The organism is Rhizobium brockwellii (genome assembly GCF_000769405.2).
GTDB classification, from domain to species: Bacteria; Pseudomonadota; Alphaproteobacteria; order Rhizobiales; family Rhizobiaceae; genus Rhizobium; species Rhizobium brockwellii.
The window spans coordinates 148,679-174,508 of sequence record NZ_CP053440.1 but is presented as its reverse complement, the minus strand read 5'-3'; the positions used below and the strand labels follow the sequence as shown (position 1 = coordinate 174,508).

The following is a 25,830-nucleotide window of genomic DNA, read 5'->3' as shown; positions in this document are numbered from 1 at the left end:
TTCGATCGCCATTGGCGGCCAACACCCTTGGATAATAGATGATGCCTTCGCCGACGTGGTCGGTCACCGCGTCTGCATAATTCCTGTACGGCGACGGGATGGGTGTCGTGCACCGCTCAAAATTAGACAAACATTGGATAACCGCTTGCTCGGCCAGGATGGACTTGCCTCGCCCATAGCCTGGAGGCATGGTCTGCCTCGGAACAACGGAATCATAAAACTGCGGACGAGAGGTCTTTGGCCATGCTCGAAAGCTCGCAGCGCATCGCAAACATGGCTGATTAATGTTTTCCTTCCTGCACAGTTCGGACCTGCATATTGGCAAGCGATTTGGCAATCTTCCGGAGGATTTGAGAGGGCGCCTGCGTGAGGCGCGGCATGGCGTCATCGCCAGGCTTGCCGGTGCAGCACGAGAGCAGGGCGCTGGTGTCATCCTGCTCGCCGGCGACACCTTCGATACCGAGACGCCGACGCCTGCCGTGCTTCGGCAAGCGCTTGGCGAGATGGCCCGGAATACACCACTGCGCTGGGTTCTGCTTCCGGGCAACCACGATTCGCTGCTGGCGGATCAGCTCTGGAGCGCGGCGCGCGGCGTGGTGCCCGACAATGTCATTCTGGCGACGGAAGCGGCGCCCCTTCCGCTTGGACCTGATGTCATCCTGCTGCCGGCGCCTTGCACGACCAGGAGGCCGGGCCGCGACCTGACCGAATGGATGACGGGTGCCGCCACGCCGGACGGCGCTATCCGCATCGGCCTCGCCCATGGCCCTATCCAGGAATTTTCCGAGGACGCCACGGCCACCAACGTGATTGCGCCGAACCGCGCGGCGCTGGCCGGCCTAGACTACATGGCGCTCGGCGATTGGCACGGATCGGTGGCGGTGGACGCCAGGACGTATTATAGCGGCGCTCCCGAGCCGGACCGTTTCAAGCATGACCGGCCAGGACAGGCGATGGTCGTTTCGATTGCCGGGCAGGGGGCGATGCCGACAACGACGGCGGTGACGACCGCCAGCTTTTCCTGGCAGACATTGCACCTTCCATTACTGGCATCGGAAGACGGTGTTGAAGCGCTGAAGGCCGCGTTGCCGGAACCGTTCGCCCGGCGACAAACCTTGTTGCGCGTCGCGCTGTCCGGCCGTGCCCGGTTGAACGGGCGGACGGCTATGATCAGCCTGCTGGAGCAGGTCGCGCCGGAATTTGCGCATCTGGAGATCGATTCCGACCTTCTTGGGACCGACTGCGAGAGCGATGATCTCGAGACCATCGACCGAGCCGGTGCGCTTCGCGATGCTGCGGAATTGCTGCTTGCCGAAAGCCTCGACGAGGCCCGTTCCGGCGACGACAGGAACGTGGCGCGCCAAGCGTTGATCCGCCTGTTTTCCTATTGCGAGGCGATCGATCGATGAAACTGACCGCCCTTCGCCTCCACAATGTCAAACGCTTCGCCGGCCGCGGCATATCAGTCGAAGGAATCACCGACGGCGTCAATGTGCTGAGCGCCGCCAACGAACATGGCAAATCAACCTGTTTCGAGGCGCTGCATGCCCTGTTCTTCCAGCCGCACAGCGGCAATCCAAAGAGCGTGCAGATGCTGCGCCCCTATAGCGGCGGCAATCCGATCGTCGAGGCCGATATCACGATCGAAGCCGGCCGCTACCGCCTGACCAAGCAGTTCCATAGCGGACGGCGCGCCAGCGTCACCGATCTCGGCAGCGGCCGGATCGTCGCCCAGGCCGACGAAGCCGAGGCTTTCATCGGCGATCTCATTTCCGGCGGAACCTCCGGCCCGGCAGGCCTGCTCTGGGTGCGCCAGGGCGTCACCGGCATCGAAAATCGCAGCAAGAGCGAGGAAGAGAACGACAAGCGGGTGCGCGAAAGCCTGCTGTCTTCGGTGCAGGGAGAGGTGGAGGCGCTGACGGGCGGACGCCGCATGTCGGCGGTGCTCGAAGCCTGCGAGGACGAACTCAATCGCCTGGTTACAGCAACGCTCCGACCGAAGGCAGGAGGCCGCTTTGCCGCCGCGCTCGATGAGCGTGACCGGTTGCAGGAGGAGGAGGCGCGGCTCGCCAAGGAGGTGGAGATGCTGCACGGCGCACTCGACCGCCGCCGCTCAGTGCAGGCGAGACTCGGCGAACTGGAAAACCCTGATGAGGAGGCGGGCCGAAAGACGGCGATTGCCAATGCCGAGTCGGTGCTCGAAGCCGCTAAACTGCATGACAGGGAACTCAAAGCGCTCGATGCCGAGGCAGCCTTGGCCGCCAGCCGCCGCGATGACGCGCAGCAGGCATTCGACCGCTTCCACACGGCATTGAACCGCAGCGTCGAACTCGCGCGGCGTTTCGCCTTGGCGGAAAAGGAGCTTTCAAATGCAGCCGAGCGACGCACCGCATCGCTTGTTGAAAGCGAGGCTGCAACGGCGGAGGTGCAGGCGGCCGAAGGGGAGGAGCGGTTGAACCGTGAACTGCTTGCGCGGCTGGAGGCAGCGCTACGTTCACGCCACGCCGCCGAGCGTCTGGCCGAGGTCCGTCTGCGTCTCGAACAGGCGGAAGCCGCGCGGCAGCAGATCGAGGACGGAGAGGCGGCGCATGCATTGCTTGCCATTCCAGCCGATGCGATCGAACGGCTTGAAGCGCTGGACATCAAGATCGTCGGCTTGCGCGCAGCCGCCGAAGTCGGCCTTCCCTCACTCAGGATCGATTACCTGAAGGACGTCTCCGGATTGGTAAGCATGGACCGCCAGCCTTTGCATGGGGGCGAGGATAAGAGCTTTGCCGGGATGGCGAGGCTCGACATAGCAGGCGTCGGCACCCTGACCATCCATTCCAGCCGGCAGGTCGATCACAATGGGGCGCTGGAGACCGCGGAAGCCACGCGCCAAACATTGCTTGCCAAGCTCGGTGTCGACAGTCTGCGGACGGCGCGGCAGCGCGATATTGCTGCGCGGAACAAGCAGGAGGAACTGGTGCGGGCGCGCCAGCGGCTCGCCGATCTCGCGCCGAATGGCATTGACGAGCTTCACCTCGACGCCGCACGCTTTGCCGAACTCAGCCAGGGTGCGGTCGAACTCGACGCCGACCCGGAAGAGGTGCGTGCCCGTCTCGCCGATGCGACGCGGCGCATCGAACTGGCGCGCAACCGGGCGCGGGAGGCGTCAGTGATGCGCACGGAAGCAGACGAGGCCACATTGCGCGCGCAGACCGAGCACGCCAGGCTTGGCCAGGAACGCGAGGCCATCGAAGCGGTCATCGGCCCCGAGTCCGGCCGAACTGAATTGCAGCAGGACCTTTTTCTCAAGCTTTCCAGCGCCAAAGAGCAGGTCGATGCTGTCGAACTGCGGGCCGGGCCTTTGCGCAGGGCAGGACGAGACCTCGCAGGCGCAGAGGCTGCCCTTGCCAGGGCGCGCTCGGTCGCCGACGCCGCGGGCCGCGAAATTGCCAGGCTTCGCGAAGAGCTTGCCGATCTCGGCGGTCAGATCCGCACCCGCTCGGACAGTGCGCTGGAAGAAAACTGGTCGGAAACGCGGGATTTTCTGGCAGCGGCGCGCGAGCAGGTGAAGCGTTTCGAAACGGAGGTCGGCGTGCTCGATCGCCTGCGCAAGGTGCTGACGGCGACGCGGGCAGCGGCGCGCGACCTCTATCTCAAGCCGGTCATGAACGAACTCGCCCCGCTGCTCGGCCTGCTGTTCGACGACATCTCGATCACCTTCGACGGCGACACCTTGCTGCCGCAGATCGTGCGCCGCAACGGCCTGGACGAGGATGTCGACCGGCTGAGCGGCGGCATGCGGGAGCAGCTCTCGGTGCTGACCCGCCTTGCATTCGCCCGGCTGCTTGCCCGCGACGGCCGGCCGGCGCCTGTTATCCTCGACGATGCGCTTGTTTATTCCGACGACGACCGGATCGAGCGGATGTTCGATGCGTTGCACCGCCAATCGCGCGACCAGCAGATCCTCGTCTTCTCCTGTCGACAGCGCGCCTTCGCCAAGCTTGGCGGCAACGTGCTCACCATGCAGCCTTGGCAGCCGGATTAGAAGGTTCTACACTCAGGCGGGGACTGCTCCTCGCTCAAGCCATAGATACGCGGCAGCCGTCCAGGAAAAGCCGAGGCCACCGCAGCCTTGGCCGGTGACCGGGTCGAAATATTCGGCAAAACCCTCCGTTTCGATCGCTGTGATGGTGGATCGCCGCAACTCTTCGGCGACATCCGCGTAGCCATTGCGCTTGAGGCCGTCGATCAGTAGCCAATTGATGATCGCCCAGGCGGGACCGCGCCAGTAACGCTTCGGCTCCCAGCTCGCAATGCCAGGCTTCGTCGTCGGAAAGGCGACCTTGAGATCCTTGGACCAGACCTTCATTTCCGAAACCAGCGCTTCGGCAACCTGCCTGTCGAAGTCCAGCGAGAGGAGGGGGATGAAGCCGGCTTGCGTTGCAGCCTCGACATCTTCGCCGGAGATCAGGTCTCGCGAGACAAAGCGGGCAAGGTCCGGCCGCCATTGGGCAATCATCGCCTTGCGGCTGCGGTCGTTGAGGGCGGCGATCTCGATCGCGTCCTCCGTCCGGCCGAGGAGGCGGGCGAGGTGTTCGAGGTCTTCGCCGGCCTTGAGCAGGATGGCGGTCGTCTGGATCTCGGCGACCTTGAAGGACGCCTTTTCCCATTGTTTGGCCGGATCCCAGCCGCAGGCGGCATAGGTATCGACGAGATGAATGAAGCGGCGGTAATCCTCGTCGCGCGGACGCATGTCGGCATCGACATGGCCGGTATCCTTGCGCACCACAGGCGTATCGGTGGTGGTGGGCACGCGGGCGAGCGCGATGTCCCAGGCCGGAGAGTTGTCGCTGCCGCTTTCCCACGGATGTAGAAGCGCGACGAGCCCGGTGCCTTCGGGATCACGGGCGGAATACCACCAGCGATGCCATTTCAGCGCCGCCTCGTAGAGGGGCAGGGTGCGCTCTTCGGCGCCTTTGCCGGCAGCTTCGTGCAGCTTGCGCAGTGCGATCGCGAAGACCGGCGGCTGGGTTATGCCGGAGGTCGGGATCGTATGCTCAGTGCGCCAGACGTTCGGTCCCGGGAAATAGGTTTCGCTCGGCGCGTGGAAGACGATATGCGGGATCATCCCGTCCACCCATTGGCCTTCGACCAGCCGCTCCAGCTCGCGATAGGCGCGATCGATATCGTAGAGCGCGAAGCCCATGGCGACGAAGGCGGAATCCCAGTTCCACTGGAAAGGATAGAGCCGGTCTGTCGGCACCGTATAGCCGCCGCGATCGTTGGCGGCGAGGATACGCTTCGCCTGGTCGATATGCGTGTTCATTCTGGATGCTCCGGTATTCTTAGGCCAAAACGGCCGGAAAAGACTTGCCGCTTTCGGGTGAAAGCCAGGTGATGCGCTTCCGGTCGAGCTTCAGACCGATCGTGTCGCCGCTCTTTACGGTTTCCGAGGCCGGCAGGATGACGCGCACCGGCTGGTCGTGGATCGAGCCGGTCAGAAGCAGGTGCGAGCCCATCGGTTCGGCAACGCGTACCCTCATTTCGAGACCCTGCGGCAGCGGCGCAAGTTCGACGGCTTCGCCGCGCAGGCCCAGGATCACTTCATTGCCGGACCCCTGCGGCGCGGCAAGCTGCTCGGCGCCTGCCGCCACTTGGCTGTTCGTCACCGGCACCTTGATGAAATTCATCGGCGGGTTGCCGATGAAGCCGCCGACGAAACGTGTTGCCGGGTGGTTGTAGATCTCGACCGGATGGCCGACCTGCTCGACCACGCCGCCATGCATGACGGCAATGCGGTCGGAAAGGCCCATCGCTTCGGTCTGGTCGTGGGTGACATAGATCGTCGTGGTCCCTGCCGATTGCAGCACGGTCTTGAGTTCGGTGCGCATTTCGAGGCGGAGCAGCGCGTCGAGGTTCGAAAGCGGCTCGTCCATCAGCAGCACCTTCGGTTCGACGGCAAGGGCGCGAGCAACCGCGACGCGCTGGCGCTGGCCACCGGAAAGCTTGTTCGGGTAGCGGTCGAGATATTGCTCGATATGCAGGAGGCCGGCGGCCTTCTCGACCTGCGCCTTCACTCTGGCGTCGTCGGCCTTCTGCATCCGCAGCCCGAAAGCGACGTTCTCATAGACCGTCATGTGCGGAAAGACGGCGTAGTTCTGGAACACCATCGCAAGGCCGCGATCCTTGGGAGGCAGGCCGATCACCGACTTGTCGCCGATGCGGACATCTCCCGATGTTGCCGTCTCGAGGCCGGCGATGATGCGCAGCAGCGTGGTCTTGCCGCAGCCGGATGGACCGAGCAGCGAGACGAATTCGCCGTCGTTGATCGTCAGCGAGACCTCTTTCAGCGCCTGGAAGGCTCCGAAGCTCTTGCGGATGCGGTCGATGACAATGTTGGCCATATCTCTGGTCCCGTTACTTGGAGGAAATGCCCCAGATCGCGAAGAGGTAGCGCCTGACCGCGAAGATGAAGACAACCGAAGGAAGGATGAGCATCAGCCCCCCGGCAAAACGGTAATGCATCGGGCTTTCCGACAGCACGGTCAGCAGGTAGGCGGTCAGCGTGCGGTTGCGCACCGTCAGCACCGAGGCGGCAAAGACCTCGTTCCACGAGATGACGAAGGCAAAGACCGCGGTTGCTACGATGCCGGGAAGCGCCAAGGGTGCCACTATCTTGAAGAAGGCCTGGATGCGGGTGCAGCCGAACACCCAGGCGGCTTCCTCCAACTCCTTGGGCACGCCGAGGAAAATGCCCTGGGTGACGAGTGCCGCAAAAGGCAGCGCCAGCACCGTATGGATGAGGCCGACGCCGAGGATCGTATCGTAGAGGCCGAGCCGGATGAAAGATACCGTCAGCGGTAATGCCAGGATTGCCAGCGGAAAGGCGCGGGTCAGCAACACCAGCAGGCGGTAGCTGTCCTTGCCGCGGAAATCGTAGCGGGCGAGCGCATAACCGGCCGGCGCGCCGAGCAAGATCGAAAGCGCCACCGTGATGCCGGCTGCCCCCAGCGAATTGAGAAAGGATTGGACGACGCCTTCGGTTTTCAGAAAGAGAATGAAGGGCTCCAGCGACATGCCCGTGGGAAGACCGGTCTTCGGCCAGATGTAGACGCCCTGCCGACCACCAAGCGCGCCGAGTGCCACCAGATAGATCGGCACCAGCACCCAGGCACAGAGTGCGGCGATGCCGCTCCAGAGAAGCCAGCGGCGAGAGGAGACGAAGCCGGCGGCTTTGGGTGTGTCCGCAGCCGTGCTGATTGTATCCGTGGTCATGGCAGGCGCTCCGGGTCGACTTTCAAGGCCTTCAGATAGATGAGCGTGGCGGCAAGCGAGATGATCATGATCAACACCGCGTAGGCGGCGGCAACGCTGTAATTCTGGTTCTGGTTCTGCCAGTTATAGGCCTCGCCGACGAGGACCGGAAAATTGCGCCCGCCGAGCGCATAGACCACCGCAAAGACCTCGAAGGCGAGCACGGTGCGCAGGATCAGCGCCGATTGCAGGGCGGGACGGATCAGCGGCAGCGTGATGCGCCAGAAGCGCGTCCACGGACCCGCGCCGAAGATTTCGGCGGCTTCCTTGAACTCCTTCGGCACCTGGTTGAGACCGGCGACGATGATGACCATGACGATGGCCGTGCCGCGCCAGATTTCGGCAACCGCAATGGCGAGGAAGAGCGCGACCGGCGTCTGGTAGGAGAGCCAGCTTGCCTGCCTGCCGATGATGCCGAGGCCGAAGAGCAGCGAATTCAGATAGCCGGTATTCTGCAGGATCGACAGCCAGACGAGACCGGCGGCGAGATCGGAAATGCCGAGCGGGATCGTCCAGATCCACAGGATCGTCTCACGCCCGCGGCCGACCTTGGCGACCATCGTGCCCATGGCAAGCGCCAAGGCGATCTGCACCGGCACGACCGCGATCGTCAGCAGGAAGGTGTTCTTCACCGAACGGGTGAAATTGATGTCGGTTACCATGCGCTCGGCATTGGCGAGCGATGGCGCGCCATTATCCGACACCGCCAGCCAGATCGTCTGCACCAGCGGCACGACAAACAGCAGTGCCAGGAAGGCGACGGATGGCAGGATCAGCAGATAGGGGATCCAGGGTCGGCTATTGGTCATCGGCTCCCGCCTCGACGAGCAGAGGGTTGAAAGAGCGCCCGGGCATTTCGCCCGGACGCTTCATGGGCAGATTTATTCGACTGGGCAGGGGCCGTCGCTCTTGGCATCGGGCGCCCAGCAGGCAGCTTTCGTATCGGCCATCAGCTTGGCCATTGTCGCGCCTTGGGCCTTCAGGACGTCTGCGACGGGCTCGTTCTGCAGTACGATGCGCTGGAAACTGTCCATATAGACCTTGTTGAACTCGCCGCCTTTGTCGCCGAGGCCGACCGGGAGCAGCGAGATGACCGCGTCCTTGGAAGCCTGGGTGGCCGTGACCGCACCGGCGAGCAGGGCGACGCCGGCATCGAGATCCGGCGGCAGCTTGATGTTGAGGGTCGGGAAGAAGCCGACCTTGGAGGCAGTCAGGAGCTGCGTCTCCGGCATGGAAAGGTGCTCGATGACCTTTTCCGCGCCGGCCTTATCGGGTGCACCCTTCGGAATGGCGAGACCGGCAACGACCGGCATATAGCCGCGGCCCTTCGGACCCGCAGGCGCCGGGAAGACGACATAATCGTCAGGTGCTGCGGAAATAGCATTCTTCAGGCGGGCGATATGGTCCCAGGCGACCATGACTTCGCCGGCAGCCAACGGCTCCTGCATGAAGTCGTAGCTGGTCGAGTTCGGCGTCACATAGGCCCATAGCGCCTTCAGCTTCTCCCAGCCGGCGGCCGCATCGGCACTCTGGAAAGTACGTACGACGCCGCCGGTGAAGGACGGATAGAAATAGCCCTGGAAATAACGCGCCATCAGGCCTTTCGGGCCGGCGGGAAAGCCGATCTGCGGCTGGCCGGTTGCGTCCTGCATATTCTTGCCCCACTCGATCAACTGATCGTAGTTCAGCGCGTTCACGTCGGCGCCGGCAGGCAGGTATTGCAGCGCTTCCTTCTTGGCGGCCATCACATAGGTCGCCTGCATCCACGGGATGTACTGCTGGGTCGACTTGCCGAGCTTGCCGAGGTCGAGCAATGACTGCGGCATGCCGCTCGCTGCCAACTTCTTGGCGAGATCGTCAAGCGGCTCGAGCGTGTCCTTGTCGGCGAGCGGCGAGAGCTCGCCATGCAGTGCACCGACGAGGCTGACGGTGTGCTTGCCGGCCTGGCGCTCGGCTTCCATGCGGACAGCAAACTGCGGCGGCTCCTCGACCACGTAGTCAACCGAGCCGACGTCCTTCAGGAGTTCCTCGCGAACGACGGTCGCCTCCTCGATCGGACGAAGCTGGGTGGATACGAAAACGGTCTGGGCCAGCACCGGCGAGGCGAAGGCCAGCACCGTGGAAGCCAGAATTCCAAATGACATGATATGTTTCATCTTCTCCTCCTTCATTGTTCTTTGTTTGAGATGCACTGCTGTCTATGCCGCCTTGGCGGGACGGCGATGGCTGTCGCGATCGACGAATTCGATCGCGTGAAGCTCCTGGAGTTCTTCGGCAGGTTCGCCGGCAATGGCGCGCAGCAGAAGCGAGGCGAAGTTCGCGCCGAGGTTTTCGCCGGTCATGCGCATGGTCGAGAGCGGCGGGCTTGTGAAGGCGCCCATCGCCAGGTCGTCATGGCCGACAATGCTGATCTGATTGCCGCCATCGACCTCGCGTAGCGCCCGGAGCGCTCCGATCGCCATTTCGTCGGTGGCGCAAACGAGTGCGGTCGGACGCGAGGGTTGGCGCAGAAGTTCGAGTGCGGCGAGATAACCGCCCTGTTCCAACGGCGCGCCTTCGGCGCAGAGGTCGGTCGCAAGGCCGCATTCCTCCATCGCCGCCCGCCAGCCACGGCAGCGATCATGTGCGAAGTAATATTCCTGCGGGCCGGCGATGTGGCCGATACGGCGGTGGCCGGCAGCATGGAAGCGCAGCGTCGCGGCCCGGAAGCCGGCAAAACCGTCGCCGTCGATATAGGGATGGGGCAGCAGGCTTTCCGTGCGGCCGTTGGTGACGAACGGAATGCCGCGCGACTGCAGAAATTCGACGCGCTCGTCCTTCCGTTTGGTGCGGACGAGAAGCATGGCGTCGACGCGGCGGCCATCGACGAAGCGGCGGCAGATGTCGAGTTCGCTCTCGCCACGCGGCACCGGCGCAATCACCAGATTGAGGCCGGCAGCGGCAAGATGTTCGGCACAGCCGGACAGCATATCGAGGAAATGCGGAGGGCCGATATGGCCAGGATCGCTCGGCAGAGTGACGGCAACGAGCTCGGCGCGCTGCCTGCGGAGGCGACGGGCCGAAGCATTCGGCCGGTAGCCGACCTTGTCGGCAGCCTCACGAACCCGTTCGCGCGTGGCGGCCGACACATCGGCATAACCGTCGAGCGCACGCGACACCGTGGTGATCGACAGTCCGAGCGATTGCGCGAGTTGTTTGAGATTAGCCAAGATATTCCTCCCGAAGTGAGAAAAGATTCTCCAAAACGTTTTGGGAGTCAAGCCAAAACGTTTTGGATGTCGTGCCGACGTCGTGCCTATGACCTTCCAACACCAGCAGAGAGCTCGCAGAGATATGCGAAGAGGCAGGCTATTTTCAGCGCAGCCTGGGCGGGACCACTATCTTGTGGATCTGGATACGCTCGGGAAGTTCGCAAAGTAGTTCTGCGTCTCGCTCCAGATGATGAACCTGCCGTGGATCGCCTTTTGTAAACGCGGTCATCGATTCCATATCGGCCCAGTACGAAATTGTCGTGAACCACGTCTCTTCCTCACGGTCTTCGCGCAACAGTTGAACGTCGAGTGCTGTCTTTAGCAGTGGAGGAATTCCCTCCGCGCGGTTGTAGGCTTCATACTCATCAGCGAGTTCCGGCTTCGTGCGGCCACGCCAGATACGAGCTATGGTTGGAACTTTCGTCATGTTCTGCTCCCAGTGACATCTGAATTGAGCAAGCCGACGGCGAGGAAATCCCGCACGAGCGGCAGGGCATCTGGAAAATGTGTCGTCCAAGCCCAATGGAAAGTGCCCCCGATGCGGCGGGGATAACCGAAGGCTTGCTTTGGGCAGCAAGGTGGCTTCGAATGAGCTCTCGCTCAATCGGTAAGCTTGAGTGTTGCCGTAAACTGCGTCCCTTCCAGGCGATTGTATCTCGCCTCGCCATGCAGTTGATTTACGAAGGCTTTGATCAGCCGCGTCCCCATCCCGGCGCTGTCCGATCGGCCATCGAATCCAATCCCGTCGTCAGCGACGGTAAGTTGGGATTCCTCTCCTTCGGTCACGCGCAGCATGACGCGAATGTTTCCGGATGCCCGGCCGTCGAACGCGTATTTCATGCTGTTGGCGATCAACTCGTTGAGCAGGAGGGCAAACGGCGTTGCCTTGTCGGCTGCGATCACGATGTCGTCGATTTCAAAGTCAACGGAAACGCCGCGACCATGGACGTCGACGAGCGTCCTGACGAAGGATGGAATGAATTCTCGAGCAGATATTCCGCTAAACTGGTCGAAGCCGTACATCTGCTCGTGAACTGCGGACATCGCAGAGATCCGCTCATTTAATTTTTGAACGGCCTCCGGTTCAAAACCCTGCAAGCGCAGCAGGGCCATCACCGTCTGCAGGTTGTTCTTCACGCGATGGTGTATCTCGCGCATGAGCGTTTCATTCGATCGCAACGCATCCGCAAGCTGCCTTGTGTGCAATGTGTCCACCTTGATGAGGTTCTGAATCCACAATGCAGCTGCCAATGCGCCGACAAGAGCGAAAGCGACCAGCAAAGCCGCGATTTTGGCATCCTCCCAAAAGGGCTGCATGATCACATGGATATCTGCCGAAGCAATGGCCACAAAAGGGGTGCGTTCGAGGATTCGGTATCCGACCAGGCGGTCTTCGTTGTCGACTGGCGACACGGAGCGATATGTGCCTGATGTCGCCTTCCTCATGTAGTCGGTAAACAGCTTGTGGTTTCGCATATCGACTGGTCCGGCGGGTTCCGGGTATCGGGCGATAAGTTGCCCGTCGCGTCTTATGAGGCTGACAATCGAGTTCTCGCCTATCGCGACCGCGTCCCATATTGGCCTTAGGATGCTCGCGTCGAAGGCAATCACGGCGACGCCGGCGAACACGCCATTTCGTTCGAGCCTGCGGCTGAAGACGAATATCTGCCGCTGGGAAAGGCGGCTGATGATCAGCGGGGACGTATATTCGTCAGCACCGTTTCTGAGCCGAACGAAGTAGTCGCGGTCCGTAACATTGATCGGCCGGATATTGCGATCATTTGAATAGAGCGTTTCTCCATCGGCCCCTATGACATAGGCAGTCGCCTGAGGAGGAAGGTCATAGACGGCAGCGTCGAGATCGCGCACGCGAGCCGGGCCGGGCAAAGATGTACTCGGCCCCAGAGCATCATCAATTCGGTGCAGAGTCTCCCGGGCAAGGGAGTTCAACCAGTTCGCGTTTGCTGCAACAATTTTGGAAGCGGCGCTCACACGCTCATCGCCCCGGCGAACGACTGTCTCGTAGCTGGATATGAGCCAGAGCGACAAAAGGGTGGTCAGTGACAGAAACATCAGCGCGATGATCGCGAGCGATGCTTTTCCTACGGAGCCAACGTATTTATCGCCACCGATCATCTTTTAGGCCAATTTCCATTGTGCGGCGACGGCCAGATGGGGACATTGCAACGCATTCCGAACCATATCCGATAAGCTGATTTCTGACTCTCGAAAATTATGCAGTGCTCACCAACTCGGCGCCCTCAAAGGCACGACTGAGGATTGTATTTCATAATCGTCTTTAGAGAATGACCGTGACATCGGTCAATCTCACTCCGTTCGAGAAGGAGGTCAGAATGGTGGCGAAAACCTTTCGTACCCTGACGCTCGCCACGACAGGTCCTGAACTGATCATTCGGCGTCTATTCGATCAAAATCTAATTAACAGCGTAACCTGATTTGAAAGTCGGTTTGCTAGGCAGGATCTCCTTCCGGGAAGTGACGCCATGATCCTTGAGTTGCAGAATGCCATTCTGGAAATGATTGCCAAAGGGGAACCGCTGGCAGCAACGATCGAGCAACTTTGCCTCAGGGTTGAGGCCGCCGTTCCTGGGATCATCGCTTCGGTGCTGACGTTCGACGGGAGCCGTCTTCACACACTTTCTGGCCCCTCCCTTCCGCCTGACTATTCAGCGGCTGTCGACAATCTTGAAGCCGGTCCCTTTGCCGGCTCCTGCGGCGCTGCCGCCCATTTCGGAGAAGCGGTCGTTGTCACCGATATCGAGACCGATCCTCATTGGCAGGATTTCAAGTCCCTGGTCCTTCCGCTCGGGTTGCGGGCTTGCTGGTCCAGTCCGATCAAGAGCGGCGACCGGGTGATCGGCACTTTCGCCTTCTACTATCGAGACCACCGCGGTCCGAAGGCCGTCGAACGGGACCTCGCCGAGGCTTGTGTCCATCTCTGCACGATCGCCATCGATCGCGAAGAACGGGTGATGGAACGTCAGCGACTGACATACAGCGACGCTATGACTGGACTGTCGAATCGCGCTCGTTTCAACCAGCTTCTCGCCGAAGATCTACCTCGATCCCGGCGCGCCTGGGGCATCTTGCTTGTTGACATCGACAACTTGAAACTCGTGAACGACACGTTCGGGCACGCAGCCGGCGACGCATTGATTCAAGTGGTTGCAGACCGGGTCGCCACGACAGCAGGCGCCAAAAACACCTTTAGGCTCGGTGGAGACGAGTTTGCTGTCATTGTATCGGGCGACAAAGATCTTGATCTGAAGGCGAGGGCGACCGATATCCTCGCAGCACTGTCTTCTCCTTCAACCTGCGACGGTCATGTCGTCTTTCCCGCCGCGACGATTGGCGGCGCGTTGGCTGAGATGGAAACAAACCCTAACCAGACCCGCCAGAACGCCGATGTGGCGCTCTATCATGCGAAAGAACACAACCGCGGCCGGTACGTGCAGCACTATCCCGGCCTGGGCACCGCCCTGACCCGACGCTTCAGGGCGGTTCGCGATGTGGGCGTCGCCCTGGAAGACGATCGGATCGACGCGCATTACCAGCCGATATTGCGTCTGGATACTCGGGAAATTGTCGGTTTCGAAGCCTTGTGTCGAATGACCACGCCTTCCGGCGAAATCATAGCCGCAGCGCATTTCCATGAGGCGACGAAAGACGCCCATATTGCTGCTGAGCTGACTCAACGGATGTTGCTGAGGGTTGCGAGGGACATCCGCAGCTGGCTCGCCCGAGGCCTTCCTCTCCAGCATGTCGGCATCAACCTGTCCGCCGCAGATTTTCGTGGCGGTAATCTGCAAGACAGGCTGTGCCGAATTTTCGGGGAAGCGGAGGTCCCTCTCAAGCATGTCATCCTCGAAGTGACGGAATCGGTTTATCTCGGACAACGGGACTATGTCGTCGCGGACGAGATAAAGGCTCTGCGGTCCAAGGGCTTACGGGTTGCCCTCGACGACTTCGGCACGGGTTACGCATCTTTGACCCACCTGCTGACGGTGCCAGTCGATATCATCAAGATCGACAAGTCCTTCATCGACCGCATGGTGCCGGGCGACGCTGGGACCTTCATCGTTGAGGGCCTGATCGGAATAGCTGACAAGCTAGGAATCCGGGTCGTCGCAGAGGGGATTGAAACAGAATCCCAAGCTGTTCAATTGAGCCAGCTCGGCTGCAAGCTCGGACAGGGCTATCTGTTTTCGAAAGCAGTCGATCGAACGGTTGCCGCGGCCATTTTAGAGCAGCATGGACAACAGCTCAACCAAGACAAGACCCGTGCCGGAGCCCTATAGCCTGAGCGAGGTTTTCGCGCTCGGGCCAGCCCCGGATACCTGAGACAACGCTTGAGTACCAAGATCATTTTGAACGGATCAGAGATGCGAAAACGGATACATGTCAGCCAATTGCGGGTAGGAATGTATGTCGAGGACGTCGAAATCGAGGGGGAAGACAGGACACGCCGGTTCAAACCGTTCCTGATTTCGGCCGCCGGTCAGGTCGAGAGTTTGATGGCAAACCGCCTGATGACTGTTGTTATCGACGTCGGAAAAGGCGCGGATGTCGACTCAGGCGGGGCACAGGACATCGACCGGGCTGCGTTTGACGCCCAGCTTCGTGCCGTGTTTTCGGCAAAGGATATCAAGCAGGCGAGGGAATGCGTCGAGGATACGAGACCGCAGATCCGTCATATGCTTGCCCATGCCAGGATTAAAGCCTCTTTCGCCAGTGATGCGGCAAGCGCAGCCGTGGAGCGGATCATGTCGGCAGCCTTCGACAATGCCGGTGCGCTGATCGCAGTCGCGAAGCTGAAAGAAAAAGATGAGCTGACGTTCCTCCACTCGCTGGCGGTTAGCGCATTGATGATCACCCTAGGGCGCAGCCTCGGTCATGGAGAAGAGGATGTGCGGGTATTGGGACTGGGCGGACTGGTTCACGATCTTGGAAAAATGGCGCTCCCGGACGACATATTGACGAAACCCGGTAAGCTGACGGCCGAGGAAATGGATCTTGTGCGCGGGCATCCTCAGCGGGGATATGAGCTGGTTTCCCATGTCGCCCATGTCCCGAAGCCGGTGCTCGACATCTGTCGCTACCACCACGAAAAGTTCGATGGCTCTGGCTATCCTGGTCGCCTCGCCGGAAAGAAAATCCCTTACGTCGCCCGGCTTGCGGCGATTTGTGACGTTTACGAAGCGCTGACCACCATCAGGCCGTATAAGCGCGCCTTCTCACAAGCAGAGGCGATCAACATGATGATGAATTCGCCGGGCCATTTCGATAGCCAGCTTCTTTCCGCATTCGTGTCAAAAATGGTAATCAGCGGGACGCTCCACTAAAGCCGTACGGCGGTCGCACTGGGGGACCATGGTCAGAAGTGATATTCTGCGGGCAGGGGCGATCTTGCTTTCCGCGATCATCGTTGGTGGCGCGATCCTCATCCGTCCCTCCGATTTTGATCGATGCCTGGCGGTGATTTCCGCCGAGATCTATCGCCGGGACCAAACCGCGACACTGGATCCGCGCGAGGTCGAAGCGCAAGCCGCACGCATCTGCTCAGGTAGTGAGCCGAAATAGGGGAGCACCCAGAGCCATCACGACCAGCACCCAGAGCCATCACGACCTCGTCGGTTTGAATCCCGTCAAGGCGCCGGAGTGTTCTGGGAGTTCACCGCTTCTCGGAAATGACGGGGAGTCGTACCCGTTCGCTCCTTGAAAATCTCGTAGAAGCGACTGCTGGAACCAAACCCGCAGTCAAAACCGATCTGGAGGACCGGATCCTCCGTGTCTGTCAGCAGCTGCATCGCCCGGGCAATCCGATGTCGGGTCAGGTATTCGTTGACTGATATTCCCAGAACCTTTCGGAATGCGTTGTTGGCGGTGCTTGGATGCATGCCCGCAAGCTTGGCGAGATCGGGTACGCTCACCGGATCTGCGTAGCGGGAATTGATGAGGTCGATCAGCAGCTCGACGCGTCGCACCGCGTGGCCAGCCAACGATGTCGGAGAGACATGGGTCAGCGAATTGTCGATTTCAGCATTGTCCAGAATCAGGCGACGTATTCGCAGTCGAACCTCCTCCACGACCAATTTCCGCCTTGCCGCACTGCCGAATTGCCATTCCTTTTCCCATCGCGGGAGTGTCAACGCATCCATCGTTTCCGGATTTTCCTGCGCCAGAAACCTCCCCTGCATGATCGACTGCCTGGCCTTTCTGTTCACCGGCAGACCAAGGAAATCGATAAGGGGGAGATAGAGGCATACGAGCGGCGCATTTTCGGCAACAGCGATCGTCTGATGCGGAATTGCGGCCCAGAATAAAACCAGGCGGCCGGCCTCAACCTGTTCCTGCCTTCCATTGAAAAGGTAGGTCATCTGGCCTGCCATGAGCAGGTTTAATTCAACGTGGTCGTGCCAATGCGGTGCCGCCATCGCATCAGCGATGTGACGCTCGATCAGGAACTCCCCTCGGGATCCAATCCATTCGCCGCGGCTTTGGGTATGTTTCATGTGTCCAAGACTCGAATTCCGGAATTAATAGGCCGATGCCGGGAGGAAATTCTGACCTAGAAGGAGCAATAAGCAATCACAACCGATAGGGAGATTGCAATGCCGAAGATTTGCCTGGTAGGCGCTGGTAGCACCGTTTTTGCCCAGAACATTCTGGGAGACGTCCTGTCCTCGCAGAGAGGCGGCGACTACATCATCAGCCTCTTCGATATCGATCCAGAGCGACTGAAGACGTCAGAGATCGTCGCTCGCCGGATCTGCGAGTCGCTTAAGCTTTCAAGCGTCAGGATCGACGCCACGCTCGAGCGGCGGGAAGCGCTGCGCGGGTCTGATTTCGTGATCCTCATGATGCAGGTCGGTGGCTACAAGCCGGCTACCGTCACGGACTTCGACATTCCAAAAAAATATGGCCTGCGTCAGACGATCGCCGACACTCTTGGCATCGGCGGCATTTTCCGCGGTTTGCGGACGATACCAGTCCTTGAGGCGATCTGCCGAGACATGCAGGAGGTTTGCCCGCGGGCTCTTCTGATGCAGTACGTCAACCCGATGGCCATCAACTGCTGGGCAATCAAGGATCTGGCCCCGGAAATCCGCACCGTCGGCTTGTGTCATAGTGTGCAGCACACCGCCGCGCATCTCGCGCAATGCCTCGGCGAGGACATTGCCGAGGTGAATTACGTTTCGGCTGGGATCAATCACATCGCCTTCTTCCTGAAATATGAGAAAGTTCATAGCGACGGACGGCGGGAAGACCTTTATCCGAGACTGAACGCTCTCGCCGCCAATGGCCGCGTTCCACAGGACGATCGGGTGCGGTTCGATGTGCTCAAACGGCTCGGCCACTTCGTCACCGAATCCAGCGAGCATTTCTCCGAGTATACCTCCTGGTACATCAAGGAGGGACGGGGGGATCTGATCGATCAGCTCAATATTCCCTTGGACGAATACATCCGGCGCTGCGAGGTGCAGATCAAAGAGTGGCATGCCCTGCGCAAGGAACTGGAAGGCGGCAAGCCGATCGAGGTGTGCCGCAGCAATGAATACGCGGCCGGCATCATTCATGCCGCGGTAACCGGCAACCCGGCGCTGATATACGGCAATGTCCCAAACAACGGCCTGATCGAGAATCTGCCCGATGAATGTATCGTGGAAGTGCCTTGCCATGTCGACAGAAACGGAATTCAACCGATCCGGGTCGGTCGGATCCCCTCTCAGCTTTCCGCCGTCATGAACTTGAGCGTTTCCGTGCAGCAGTTGACGGTCGAGGCGGCTCTCACAAAAAACCGCGAGCGCATCTACCAAGCCGCTCTGCTCGATCCGCACACGTCTGCGGAATTGTCTCCAGACCAAATCTGGACCCTTGTCGACGACCTGATCGACGCGCACGGCGATTTGTTGCCGAGATATCAGTGAGATCCCGCGGGTAAGCCAGCTACAAGCACTTGGTGCGGATGGCAGTTCATTCGTTTTAGACGCGCCGTGAATTCTCGGCGCGTCTTTTTCATTTCCAGATTTCATCCAATAAATCAAAAAACGTCAGAAAATTGATTGACACTGATCACTTGAAATGAAAATGTGACCGAAATTGAGAGCGATCGTGAGGGAGGTTTTCGTTGAGCCAGGCAGTCGGAGTGAAGGTCGATCGACTGGATGCCATTCGCAGCCACCTTTACGCGAACGGCTTTTCGACCATCCAGGCGCTTGCCGATGCGATCGGAGCATCGCTTGCCACGGTTCGCAGAGACCTGCAGATCCTCGAGCAGGAGGGCGCCATTGATCGCGTGCATGGTGGAGCGCGCATTGCCGAAGGATCGTCGGTTGAGGTTGCCTTTCAGGAGCGCGAAAAGCGCCATCTATCAGCCAAACGGGCGATTGCCACCACGGCCTACGACCTGCTTCATCCACGTACGGCAATCTTTCTCGACGCGGGAACGACCGTTCTGCAGCTTGCGCGCCTCGTTCGCATCAACCCCATGCCGCTCAGGATATTCACCAACGGCCTGACGGTAGCGCAGGAATTCCTGAATATTCCGAATTTGGAAGTGGTGCTTCTCGGCGGTCAGCTGCGTAGCGAGAATGCGTCGCTTGTCGGACCCCAGGCGGAGGCAATGCTGGAGACATTATGGTTCGACCAGCTCTTTCTTGGCGCCAGCGCCATCAGCTCCGACGGTGCGATTTATAGCGTGGACAGTGCGGAAGCGAGCCTCAACCGGCGCATGCTGGCTCGGTCGGCCAATCGTTTCGTCCTGGCCGATTCCTCGAAATTCGGAACCACGGCGACTTACAAGGTCGCCCCGCTGGACACCGCGAAAGTCATTACCGATTCCGGGCTTTCGCGGCATTGGCGCGAGGAGCTTGTCAATTTCGGCGTCGACGCGACGATCGCCGACCTGAGGGCGAAAGAGTGAGCGACGCGCTGATCCTCGGCATCGACGGTGGCGGAAGCAAGGTGCTGGTTGCCCTCGCGGACAAGCGCGGCCGGATATTGCGGCGTTCCCGCGGCCACGGGGTCAATCCCATGGACAATCCGAATTGGCTCCAGGAGCTGGAGCAGCATCTCCTTCCGTTTCGCGATGAAGGAAATCTGGCGGCCGTCGCCGCAGCGCTGCCCGCCTACGGGGAGGTTGAGCGCCTGTCGGTTCTACAACGGGATGCGATCGAGCGCCTGTTCCCGAACATCCACCGGCGTGTCCTCAACGACGTCGACGCGGCGCACCTTGGTGCCTTTGCGGGCGAGCCGGGCATCCTCATTCTTTCCGGCACGGGTTCAATGGCATGGGCGCGCAACTCTGAAGACCGCTCGGCGCGCACCGGCGGCTGGGGAGATCTCATCGGCGACGAAGGCAGCAGCCATTGGGTCGGGCAGAGGGCGCTTAACCTTGTCAGCCAAAGCTTGGACGGGCGTGCTCCGGCAACAGCTCTCGCAAAGGCCTTGTTTGACCACCTTCGCATCGACCCGAGCAATGCCATGAATGGCCTCGGCGATTGGGCCAGCTCCTTGGCAAACCCACGGGCGGACATTGCAGCAATTTCGGCCCTCGTCGATCAGGTCGCACTTGGCGGCGACAATGGGGCGATCGCGTTGATCGAGCAGGCCGCCGATGAATTGGCGAAGCATCATGAGGCAATTTCCGGCCATTGTGATCCGGATGCCGACTGGACCTATGCCGGCGGTACTTTTTCGAGCCAGCTTCTTTTGAAGGCGCTTGAACGCCGAATTGGCAGGCCTCCGGCTTTGCCGAAACTTCCCCCCATTGGCGGCGCGCTCCTGGCTGCCGCCCAGCTTCTCGACTGGCCGTTAGACGACGGCTGGTTCGGGCAAATCGTGGCAACGGCCGAAGGCGGTGACCGCGCATCCCAGTGAATTGAGCTCAAGAATAATGAAGGATGGGAACATGCATAAATTGATCTTGCCTCTACTTGCATCAGCAGCTCTGGTAATCGCCGTACCCGCTCTTGGCCAGGACGCCAAGCCGCTTGCCGGCCAGTCGATCACGGTGCTCATGCCATCGCCGCAGGGACCGAACATCGCCTCTGACTTCGAGGCCGAAACCGGCATCCACGTCGACCTGCAGACCCTATCGTGGGACGACATCCGCCCGAAGCTGGTGACCGCTTTGGTTGCCGGTACAGCGCCAGCGGATGTGACCGAATTCGATTGGTCCTGGACCGGTCAGTTCAGCGCCGCCGGCTGGTATATGCCGCTCAACGACGTGATCGACGCCGACACGTTGAAAGATATCGGCGTTGCCAAGATCTTCACGGTTGACGGCAAATTATTGGGAATTCCCTACACCAACGACTTCCGGGTGATGCTCGTCAACAAGAAGCATTTCGCGGATGCAGGCATCACCGAGACGCCGAAAACATTGGACGCCCTGGTCGCTGCAGCCAAGAAGATCAAGGAAAAAGGCATTGTCGAGTATCCGATCGGCCTGCCGGTTTCGGCAACCGAAGGCGCGTCAACGAGCTGGTACCTGCTGACCAAGGCCTTCGGTGGCGAACTCTTCGACAAGGACTTCAATCCGCTCTTCACCTCGCCGGATTCGGCTGGTTACAAGGCGCTTGCTTTCGAATTGATGCTTCTCAAGGAAGGGCTGGTCGATCCGGCGTCTACCGGCCTGAAGGACAGCCAGATCAATGAGGGCATGTTCGCGCAGGGCATCACCAGCATCATGATCTCCGGTGAGCCTGGTCGTCTTGGCCAGATGAACGATCCGAAGCAGTCGAAAGTCGCCGGCCAGGTAGAGGCGATCCTCGTGCCGACGGCAAGCGGCGAGACGCGCAGTTTCGGCCTTCCGGAAGCGCTGGCTATTCCAAACGTCTCTACCAACAAGGAGGCGGCGATCGCTTTCGTCAAATGGTTTACCAGCAAGGACTTCCAGAAGAAGAATGCCGTGAACGGCTTCCTGCCGACACGCACTTCGGCGCTTTCCGAACTGAACGAGTCCGGAAAGCTGAACAGCGGTGACGCTCTCGTGGCGCAGTCCAAAACCGTTGAGCCGCTGTTCCCGCAGGGCACGCCGCCTTGGTATCCGCAATTTTCCAGCGGCGTTAACACAGCGATCAACAGCGCTGCCAAGGGACAGATGAGCGTCGACCAGGCGATGGAGGCCATCGCTTCCGCCGCCAAGCAGGCAATGGCGCAATGACCGCTTTGGCCTCCGAAGGGGCCACGAGCAAACGTGGGGTCGGCTTCAACGCCGACGCCACACTCGGCTTGCTGTTGGTGTCGCCCATCGTTCTCACGATGGCAGCTCTGGTCTTCTACCCGATGGGAAGAACCGTCTGGGACAGCCTGCACAGGGTCAACCCCATGCAGGCCGGCACGCCATTCGTCGGTCTGGAGAATTACAGCCGAATGCTGTCGGATGGCCAGCTCGCGACGACCTGGAGCAACACGCTCATGTACGTTGTTCTGGCTGTTGCCGCCGAAACCGTGTTCGGCGTTCTTGCCGCCGCTCTCATCAATCAAATCAAGGTCGGGCGGCAGTGGGTGCTCGCAGCGGTGATCTTGCCCTGGGCGCTGCCCGGCGTTGTGAACTCGGTCATATGGCTTTGGATTTATCAACCGGGCGCGGGCCTGTTGAACGGCATTCTTTCGGCGCTCGGGCTCCCCTTCGAAAATCACGTCTGGTTCAACGATCGCACCAGCGCCATCGTCGCCGTAACGATCGTCCACGTCTGGCGCATGATGCCTTTGACCATCGTCATCGTCCTTGCCGCGATGCAGAGCATCCCTGCGCATCTCTATGAGGCTGCGCGGATCGATGGGGCCACGCGCATTCAGATGTTCGGATGGGTAACCCTTCCGCTGGTTCGCAGTGCGATCGCTGTCGCCATGACCAACGCAACCGTGAACGCTTTCAATCTCTTCGACGAGGCCTGGGTTCTGGCGGGTGCCAGCCTCGAGACCCGACCGGTGCTCGTCCAGATCTACCTCGAAACCTTCCAGAATCTCCGCTTCTCGTATGGCATGGCGCTATCAGTCGTGATCACTCTCGTGTCTCTGCTGATTTCGCTGGTCTACGTCCTTCGTGTCTATCGCAACACACGGTTCGACTGATGAGATCCACCATTGCCTATCGAATGATGATTTGGACCGGTGTCGTCGTCCTGTTGATCTGGTCTTTAGGGCCGATCTACTGGACCATCGCGAGTTCGGTTACTCCAAGCGAAGACTTTTCGACCCGACCGATCAACTTCTTTCCGCAGCACTTTACGCTGGATCACTACTCCCGGCTGCTCGGCATCAATATTGCGCGGATCGGAGGTGTGGAGGTATTCAAACAGTTCCGGGCCGCGTTGCTCAATAGCGTGGTGACCTCAATCGCTGCCACCTTGCTTTGCGTCGCGATATCCTCTCTTGGAGCGTACGCGTTCACCAGGCTTCAGTTTCCTGGCCGGAAAGTGCTTTTTATCGCTGTCGTCGCGACTCTGGCCATTCCTGCCTACGCAGTCTTGATCCCGCTCTATCAGATCATGATTAAGCTGCATCTTGTCGATACCTATGTGGGCGTCTCGCTGATCTATGTCTCGGCCTTCCTGCCCCTGTCGCTATGGCTGCTGCGGAGCGTGTTCGAAGCTCTTCCGATCGCATTGGAAGAGGCGGCGCAACTCGACGGAGCCGGCCGGCTCTACATCTTCTTCAATATCGTCCTGCCGCTGGCCGGACCGGGTCTGACGGCAGCGGCAATCCTTACGTTTCTGGGTGCCTGGGGACAGTATCTCGTACCGCTCATTTTTTCGCCGCAGGCGACGAAGCCGCTAACGGTTCTGATCCCGGAATTCGTAACGAAGAACTTCATCGACTACGGGCTCATCACAGCGAGCGGCTCGATCGCCATCGTCATCCCCGCCCTCGTCGTCATCTTCCTCAACCGTTACCTCGTCAGCGGCCTGTTGGCTGGTTCAGTCAAATAATCGGAGACTTCATGAACACGACCGAAAAAGTCATTTTCGAGCAATTTCCCTACTGGGAGAAGGCGATCGGCTCGAATTCAGCTATCGATAGGGCGGAGCTCCTCGTCTTCGTCGGCTGCGGCACGTCTTTCAATCTTGCACTTTCGCTGGCAGCCTATGCCAATATGGCCGGACGAAGGGCAATCGCGGTGCCCGGCGCCGAATGGCAAAACCGGCCGTCGGCTTTCTGGCCGGAGTGGCGCAACACGCACGTCGTCGCGCTTTCCCGCAGCGGCGAGACGACAGAAACGGTCGCCGCGGCAAAGGCAAGCCGGGCCGCCGGCGCCTTCGTGACGGCGATAACCGTCGAACCGGAAAGCTCTCTGGCGAAAAATTGCGATCGGATGATCGCGGCCGAAACCCATCCGGACGAAGGGATCGTCATGACGGTATCGGCGAGCCTCATGGTCCTTCTCGGTTTGCAGATGATCGGGCAGAAGGTTCCTGCCTCTGTCGTGAATTCGGCCCGCCAGCTTGCGAGCGCTCTCGATGCCGCGCTTCCTGGAATTATCGCCGACCGGTCGCACTTCGTCTTTCTCGGTGGGGGCCCCCTCTTCGGCGTTGCCCTGGAAGGAGCGCTCAAGCTCATGGAAATGAGCCAGATCATGACCCAGGCCTTCCATCCGCTGGAATACCGGCATGGGCCGATCAGCCTCGTCGACGGCAAGACGGTTGCGGTCATGCTGTACAGCTCCGACCAGAGGGAGGCGGAAACGAAACTGGCGGGAGAACTGAGAGAAAAAGGCGCGGTCGTCATCGGTATAGGTGGTCCAGGCGATCTGGAACTCGCCGTTGATGTCGATCTGTCGCTTGCGGGTCTCGTTGTCCTTCCGGCGCTGCAGGTCCTCGGCGAACGGGCCGCGCAGGCTCGGAAAATCGATACGGTCTCTCCCCGTCACCTGACGAAAGTCGTGACGCTCGCATGACGAGGATCGAAGAGAACCGGCAGATCGCGCTGCGAAAGCTTTTCGGCGTCCGAAACCTGCCTTTTCCACATGGCGTCACTTCGGTCTGCTCGGCTCATCCGCTGGTCATCGAGGCAGCCCTTCGGCGTGCCGGCATGGAGCACCGGGCGGTCCTCATCGAAGCCACCTGCAATCAGGTCAATCAGGAAGGCGGCTATACCGCGATGACGCCTGTGGACTTTCGCCGGTTCATCGAGAACGTCGCCGCAGCGACTGATTTTCCAGCCGAACGCATCATTCTGGGAGGCGATCATCTCGGCCCCAACCCATGGAGGACGTTGGCGGCCGAGGAGGCAATGCTGCGCGCTGCGGCTATGGTGACGGCCTATGTCGAGGCAGGGTTCGAAAAGATTCACCTGGACACGTCGATGGGCTGTGCCGGTGAACCGGCGGCGCTCGATGACGAATTGACCGCGGCGCGGGCCGCTCGATTGGCAAAGGCCGCGGAAGAGGCCGCTCTTCGTTCAGGCCGCCGTCCGCCGGTCTATATCATCGGAACTGAGGTGCCGCCTCCAGGTGGCGCAACGCACGCACTCGAAGACATCGAAATTACGCGGGCCGATGCGGCGATGAAAACCCTGGCGGTTCACCGGGCGTCGTTTGCCGAAGCAGGTTTGGCGTCGGCAATGGAGCGGGTCATTGGGATCGTGGTTCAGCCGGGCGTGGAATTTGGCAACACGGACGTGGCGCTCTACAAGCCTGAACGGGCCAAGAGCCTCATTGGTTCGCTGGACGACATGCCCGGCTTGGTTTTCGAAGCACATTCCACCGACTACCAACCGGCCGAAGCCTTGTCTGCTCTCGTTGACGGCGGCTTTGCAATCCTCAAGGTCGGACCAGGGCTGACTTTCGCGCTGCGCGAAGCGCTGTACGGTCTCGATACGATCGCTGATGTACTTGCAGGGAAGACGCCACGAACCGGACTGGTGACGACCATGGAAAAAATCATGGTTGAGCAACCGGCAAGCTGGGCGGGCCACTATGGCGGCAGTCCCGATGCGGAGCGACTGCAACGGCATTTCAGCTATAGCGATCGAATTCGCTATTACTGGCCGGATCCTCGAGCATCCGCCGCAGTCGGCGAATTGTTCAGCCGGCTTCCTGATGAAATTCCCGAAACTCTGATCAGCCAATATCTCGGCCGACTCTATTCTGACGTGGTGTCAAAGCGGGTCGCTCCGAAGGCCCGCGAGCTCTGCCTTGCTGCGATCGACGCGGTATTGGCGCCTTATTCAGCCGCCACGGCAAGCCGATGAGCAATCGACAGCCGTGTCAGACGAGCGGCTGCGTCCCGAAGATATCAACATTCAGCCG

22 protein-coding genes are annotated in these 25,830 nt (G+C 60.4%); 13 read left to right on the top strand and 9 right to left on the bottom strand.

From position 1 onward, the window contains the following. The first annotated feature begins 284 nt into the window (after positions 1-284). Together RLCC275e_RS24415 and RLCC275e_RS24410 are read left to right on the top strand one after the other, a co-directional pair. Positions 285-1,409, top strand: coding sequence for a metallophosphoesterase family protein (locus RLCC275e_RS24415; protein ID WP_033183131.1), 1,125 nt, complete (start codon positions 285-287; stop codon positions 1,407-1,409). Further along, positions 1,406-4,033: an AAA family ATPase gene (locus RLCC275e_RS24410; RefSeq protein ID WP_033183132.1), complete on the top strand. Its 2,628-nt coding sequence runs from the start codon at positions 1,406-1,408 to the stop codon at positions 4,031-4,033. Before RLCC275e_RS24415 ends, RLCC275e_RS24410 begins: the two co-directional genes overlap by 4 nt. A 12-nt stretch (positions 4,034-4,045) precedes the next feature. Here the strand turns inward: RLCC275e_RS24410 and RLCC275e_RS24405 are convergent, their stop codons facing one another. The 8 genes from RLCC275e_RS24405 to RLCC275e_RS24370 all read right to left on the bottom strand — a co-directional run bounded on the left by RLCC275e_RS24405 (position 4,046) and on the right by RLCC275e_RS24370 (position 12,689). Further along, on the bottom strand, positions 4,046-5,314 hold the full coding sequence (locus RLCC275e_RS24405) for an MGH1-like glycoside hydrolase domain-containing protein (RefSeq protein ID WP_033183133.1): 1,269 nt from the start codon (positions 5,312-5,314) through the stop codon (positions 4,046-4,048). Positions 5,315-5,333: 19 nt separating this feature from the next. Beyond that, positions 5,334-6,392: an ABC transporter ATP-binding protein gene (locus tag RLCC275e_RS24400; RefSeq protein WP_033183134.1), complete on the bottom strand. Its 1,059-nt coding sequence runs from the start codon at positions 6,390-6,392 to the stop codon at positions 5,334-5,336. Positions 6,393-6,405: 13 nt separating this feature from the next. Then, on the bottom strand, positions 6,406-7,263 hold the full coding sequence (locus tag RLCC275e_RS24395; RefSeq protein WP_033183135.1) for a carbohydrate ABC transporter permease: 858 nt from the start codon (positions 7,261-7,263) through the stop codon (positions 6,406-6,408). Beyond that, on the bottom strand, positions 7,260-8,111 hold the full coding sequence (locus RLCC275e_RS24390) for a carbohydrate ABC transporter permease (protein WP_033183136.1): 852 nt from the start codon (positions 8,109-8,111) through the stop codon (positions 7,260-7,262). Before RLCC275e_RS24390 ends, RLCC275e_RS24395 begins: the two co-directional genes overlap by 4 nt. Before the next feature lie 72 nt (positions 8,112-8,183). Then, on the bottom strand, positions 8,184-9,458 hold the full coding sequence (locus tag RLCC275e_RS24385; protein WP_032995791.1) for an ABC transporter substrate-binding protein: 1,275 nt from the start codon (positions 9,456-9,458) through the stop codon (positions 8,184-8,186). 42 nt (positions 9,459-9,500) lie between these two features. Continuing rightward, on the bottom strand, positions 9,501-10,511 hold the full coding sequence (locus RLCC275e_RS24380) for a LacI family DNA-binding transcriptional regulator (protein ID WP_003562420.1): 1,011 nt from the start codon (positions 10,509-10,511) through the stop codon (positions 9,501-9,503). Between the two features lie 145 nt (positions 10,512-10,656). Then, complete coding sequence (locus RLCC275e_RS24375) at positions 10,657-10,980, bottom strand: antibiotic biosynthesis monooxygenase family protein (protein WP_033183138.1); 324 nt, start codon at positions 10,978-10,980, stop codon at positions 10,657-10,659. Positions 10,981-11,153: 173 nt separating this feature from the next. Further along, positions 11,154-12,689: a sensor histidine kinase gene (locus tag RLCC275e_RS24370; RefSeq protein WP_033183139.1), complete on the bottom strand. Its 1,536-nt coding sequence runs from the start codon at positions 12,687-12,689 to the stop codon at positions 11,154-11,156. A gap of 368 nt (positions 12,690-13,057) precedes the next feature. Here RLCC275e_RS24370 and RLCC275e_RS24365 point away from each other — a divergent pair, with 368 nt between their 5' ends. The 3 genes from RLCC275e_RS24365 (at position 13,058) to RLCC275e_RS24355 (ending at position 16,154) form a co-directional block, all read left to right on the top strand. Continuing rightward, entirely contained in the window at positions 13,058-14,872 is a 1,815-nt protein-coding gene (locus tag RLCC275e_RS24365; protein ID WP_033183140.1) for a putative bifunctional diguanylate cyclase/phosphodiesterase, read from the top strand. Between the two features lie 84 nt (positions 14,873-14,956). Beyond that, positions 14,957-15,916 carry an HD-GYP domain-containing protein gene (locus RLCC275e_RS24360; RefSeq protein ID WP_171816971.1) on the top strand — a complete coding sequence of 320 codons (960 nt, stop codon included), beginning with the start codon at positions 14,957-14,959 and terminating at the stop codon, positions 15,914-15,916. Positions 15,917-15,980: 64 nt separating this feature from the next. Then, a complete protein-coding gene (locus RLCC275e_RS24355; protein ID WP_226532360.1) occupies positions 15,981-16,154 on the top strand; it encodes a hypothetical protein in 174 nt (57 codons plus the stop codon). A gap of 65 nt (positions 16,155-16,219) precedes the next feature. On the opposite strand, the gene RLCC275e_RS24350 is transcribed toward RLCC275e_RS24355, so the two are convergent. Next, a complete protein-coding gene (locus RLCC275e_RS24350) occupies positions 16,220-17,086 on the bottom strand; it encodes a helix-turn-helix domain-containing protein (RefSeq protein ID WP_033183143.1) in 867 nt (288 codons plus the stop codon). Positions 17,087-17,185: 99 nt separating this feature from the next. Here RLCC275e_RS24350 and RLCC275e_RS24345 point away from each other — a divergent pair, with 99 nt between their 5' ends. The 8 genes from RLCC275e_RS24345 (at position 17,186) to RLCC275e_RS24310 (ending at position 25,772) form a co-directional block, all read left to right on the top strand. Then, on the top strand, positions 17,186-18,502 hold the full coding sequence (locus RLCC275e_RS24345) for an alpha-glucosidase/alpha-galactosidase (RefSeq protein ID WP_033183144.1): 1,317 nt from the start codon (positions 17,186-17,188) through the stop codon (positions 18,500-18,502). A gap of 200 nt (positions 18,503-18,702) precedes the next feature. Then, complete coding sequence (locus RLCC275e_RS24340; RefSeq protein WP_033183145.1) at positions 18,703-19,497, top strand: DeoR/GlpR family DNA-binding transcription regulator; 795 nt, start codon at positions 18,703-18,705, stop codon at positions 19,495-19,497. Continuing rightward, positions 19,494-20,453, top strand: coding sequence for an N-acetylglucosamine kinase (locus tag RLCC275e_RS24335; RefSeq protein WP_033183146.1), 960 nt, complete (start codon positions 19,494-19,496; stop codon positions 20,451-20,453). The genes RLCC275e_RS24340 and RLCC275e_RS24335 overlap by 4 nt, the downstream gene beginning before the upstream one ends. A 31-nt stretch (positions 20,454-20,484) precedes the next feature. Then, a complete protein-coding gene (locus RLCC275e_RS24330; protein WP_033183488.1) occupies positions 20,485-21,741 on the top strand; it encodes an ABC transporter substrate-binding protein in 1,257 nt (418 codons plus the stop codon). Continuing rightward, complete coding sequence (locus tag RLCC275e_RS24325; RefSeq protein ID WP_033183147.1) at positions 21,738-22,655, top strand: carbohydrate ABC transporter permease; 918 nt, start codon at positions 21,738-21,740, stop codon at positions 22,653-22,655. The genes RLCC275e_RS24330 and RLCC275e_RS24325 overlap by 4 nt, the downstream gene beginning before the upstream one ends. A 23-nt stretch (positions 22,656-22,678) precedes the next feature. Further along, positions 22,679-23,512, top strand: a complete 834-nt coding sequence (locus RLCC275e_RS24320) for a carbohydrate ABC transporter permease (protein ID WP_171816972.1) — start codon at positions 22,679-22,681, stop codon at positions 23,510-23,512. A gap of 11 nt (positions 23,513-23,523) precedes the next feature. Beyond that, the gene (locus RLCC275e_RS24315) at positions 23,524-24,477 is read left to right on the top strand and encodes an SIS domain-containing protein (protein ID WP_033183149.1); all 954 of its coding nucleotides are present in this window, start codon (positions 23,524-23,526) and stop codon (positions 24,475-24,477) included. Next, on the top strand, positions 24,474-25,772 hold the full coding sequence (locus RLCC275e_RS24310) for a D-tagatose-bisphosphate aldolase, class II, non-catalytic subunit (RefSeq protein WP_033183150.1): 1,299 nt from the start codon (positions 24,474-24,476) through the stop codon (positions 25,770-25,772). Before RLCC275e_RS24315 ends, RLCC275e_RS24310 begins: the two co-directional genes overlap by 4 nt. Positions 25,773-25,830 lie beyond the last annotated feature (58 nt).

Coding starts and splice junctions, on each gene's coding strand:
- RLCC275e_RS24365 (WP_033183140.1), top strand. CDS start 13,058: ATGATCCTTGAGTTGCAGAATGCCATTCTGGAAATGATTGCCAAAGGG.
- RLCC275e_RS24315 (WP_033183149.1), top strand. CDS start 23,524: ATGAACACGACCGAAAAAGTCATTTTCGAGCAATTTCCCTACTGGGAG.
- RLCC275e_RS24320 (WP_171816972.1), top strand. CDS start 22,679: ATGATGATTTGGACCGGTGTCGTCGTCCTGTTGATCTGGTCTTTAGGG.
- RLCC275e_RS24310 (WP_033183150.1), top strand. CDS start 24,474: ATGACGAGGATCGAAGAGAACCGGCAGATCGCGCTGCGAAAGCTTTTC.
- RLCC275e_RS24325 (WP_033183147.1), top strand. CDS start 21,738: ATGACCGCTTTGGCCTCCGAAGGGGCCACGAGCAAACGTGGGGTCGGC.
- RLCC275e_RS24410 (WP_033183132.1), top strand. CDS start 1,406: ATGAAACTGACCGCCCTTCGCCTCCACAATGTCAAACGCTTCGCCGGC.
- RLCC275e_RS24370 (WP_033183139.1), bottom strand. CDS start 12,689: ATGATCGGTGGCGATAAATACGTTGGCTCCGTAGGAAAAGCATCGCTC.
- RLCC275e_RS24400 (WP_033183134.1), bottom strand. CDS start 6,392: ATGGCCAACATTGTCATCGACCGCATCCGCAAGAGCTTCGGAGCCTTC.
- RLCC275e_RS24415 (WP_033183131.1), top strand. CDS start 285: ATGTTTTCCTTCCTGCACAGTTCGGACCTGCATATTGGCAAGCGATTT.
- RLCC275e_RS24390 (WP_033183136.1), bottom strand. CDS start 8,111: ATGACCAATAGCCGACCCTGGATCCCCTATCTGCTGATCCTGCCATCC.
- RLCC275e_RS24385 (WP_032995791.1), bottom strand. CDS start 9,458: ATGAAACATATCATGTCATTTGGAATTCTGGCTTCCACGGTGCTGGCC.
- RLCC275e_RS24345 (WP_033183144.1), top strand. CDS start 17,186: ATGCCGAAGATTTGCCTGGTAGGCGCTGGTAGCACCGTTTTTGCCCAG.
- RLCC275e_RS24360 (WP_171816971.1), top strand. CDS start 14,957: ATGCGAAAACGGATACATGTCAGCCAATTGCGGGTAGGAATGTATGTC.
- RLCC275e_RS24395 (WP_033183135.1), bottom strand. CDS start 7,263: ATGACCACGGATACAATCAGCACGGCTGCGGACACACCCAAAGCCGCC.
- RLCC275e_RS24405 (WP_033183133.1), bottom strand. CDS start 5,314: ATGAACACGCATATCGACCAGGCGAAGCGTATCCTCGCCGCCAACGAT.
- RLCC275e_RS24330 (WP_033183488.1), top strand. CDS start 20,485: ATGCATAAATTGATCTTGCCTCTACTTGCATCAGCAGCTCTGGTAATC.
- RLCC275e_RS24350 (WP_033183143.1), bottom strand. CDS start 17,086: ATGAAACATACCCAAAGCCGCGGCGAATGGATTGGATCCCGAGGGGAG.
- RLCC275e_RS24375 (WP_033183138.1), bottom strand. CDS start 10,980: ATGACGAAAGTTCCAACCATAGCTCGTATCTGGCGTGGCCGCACGAAG.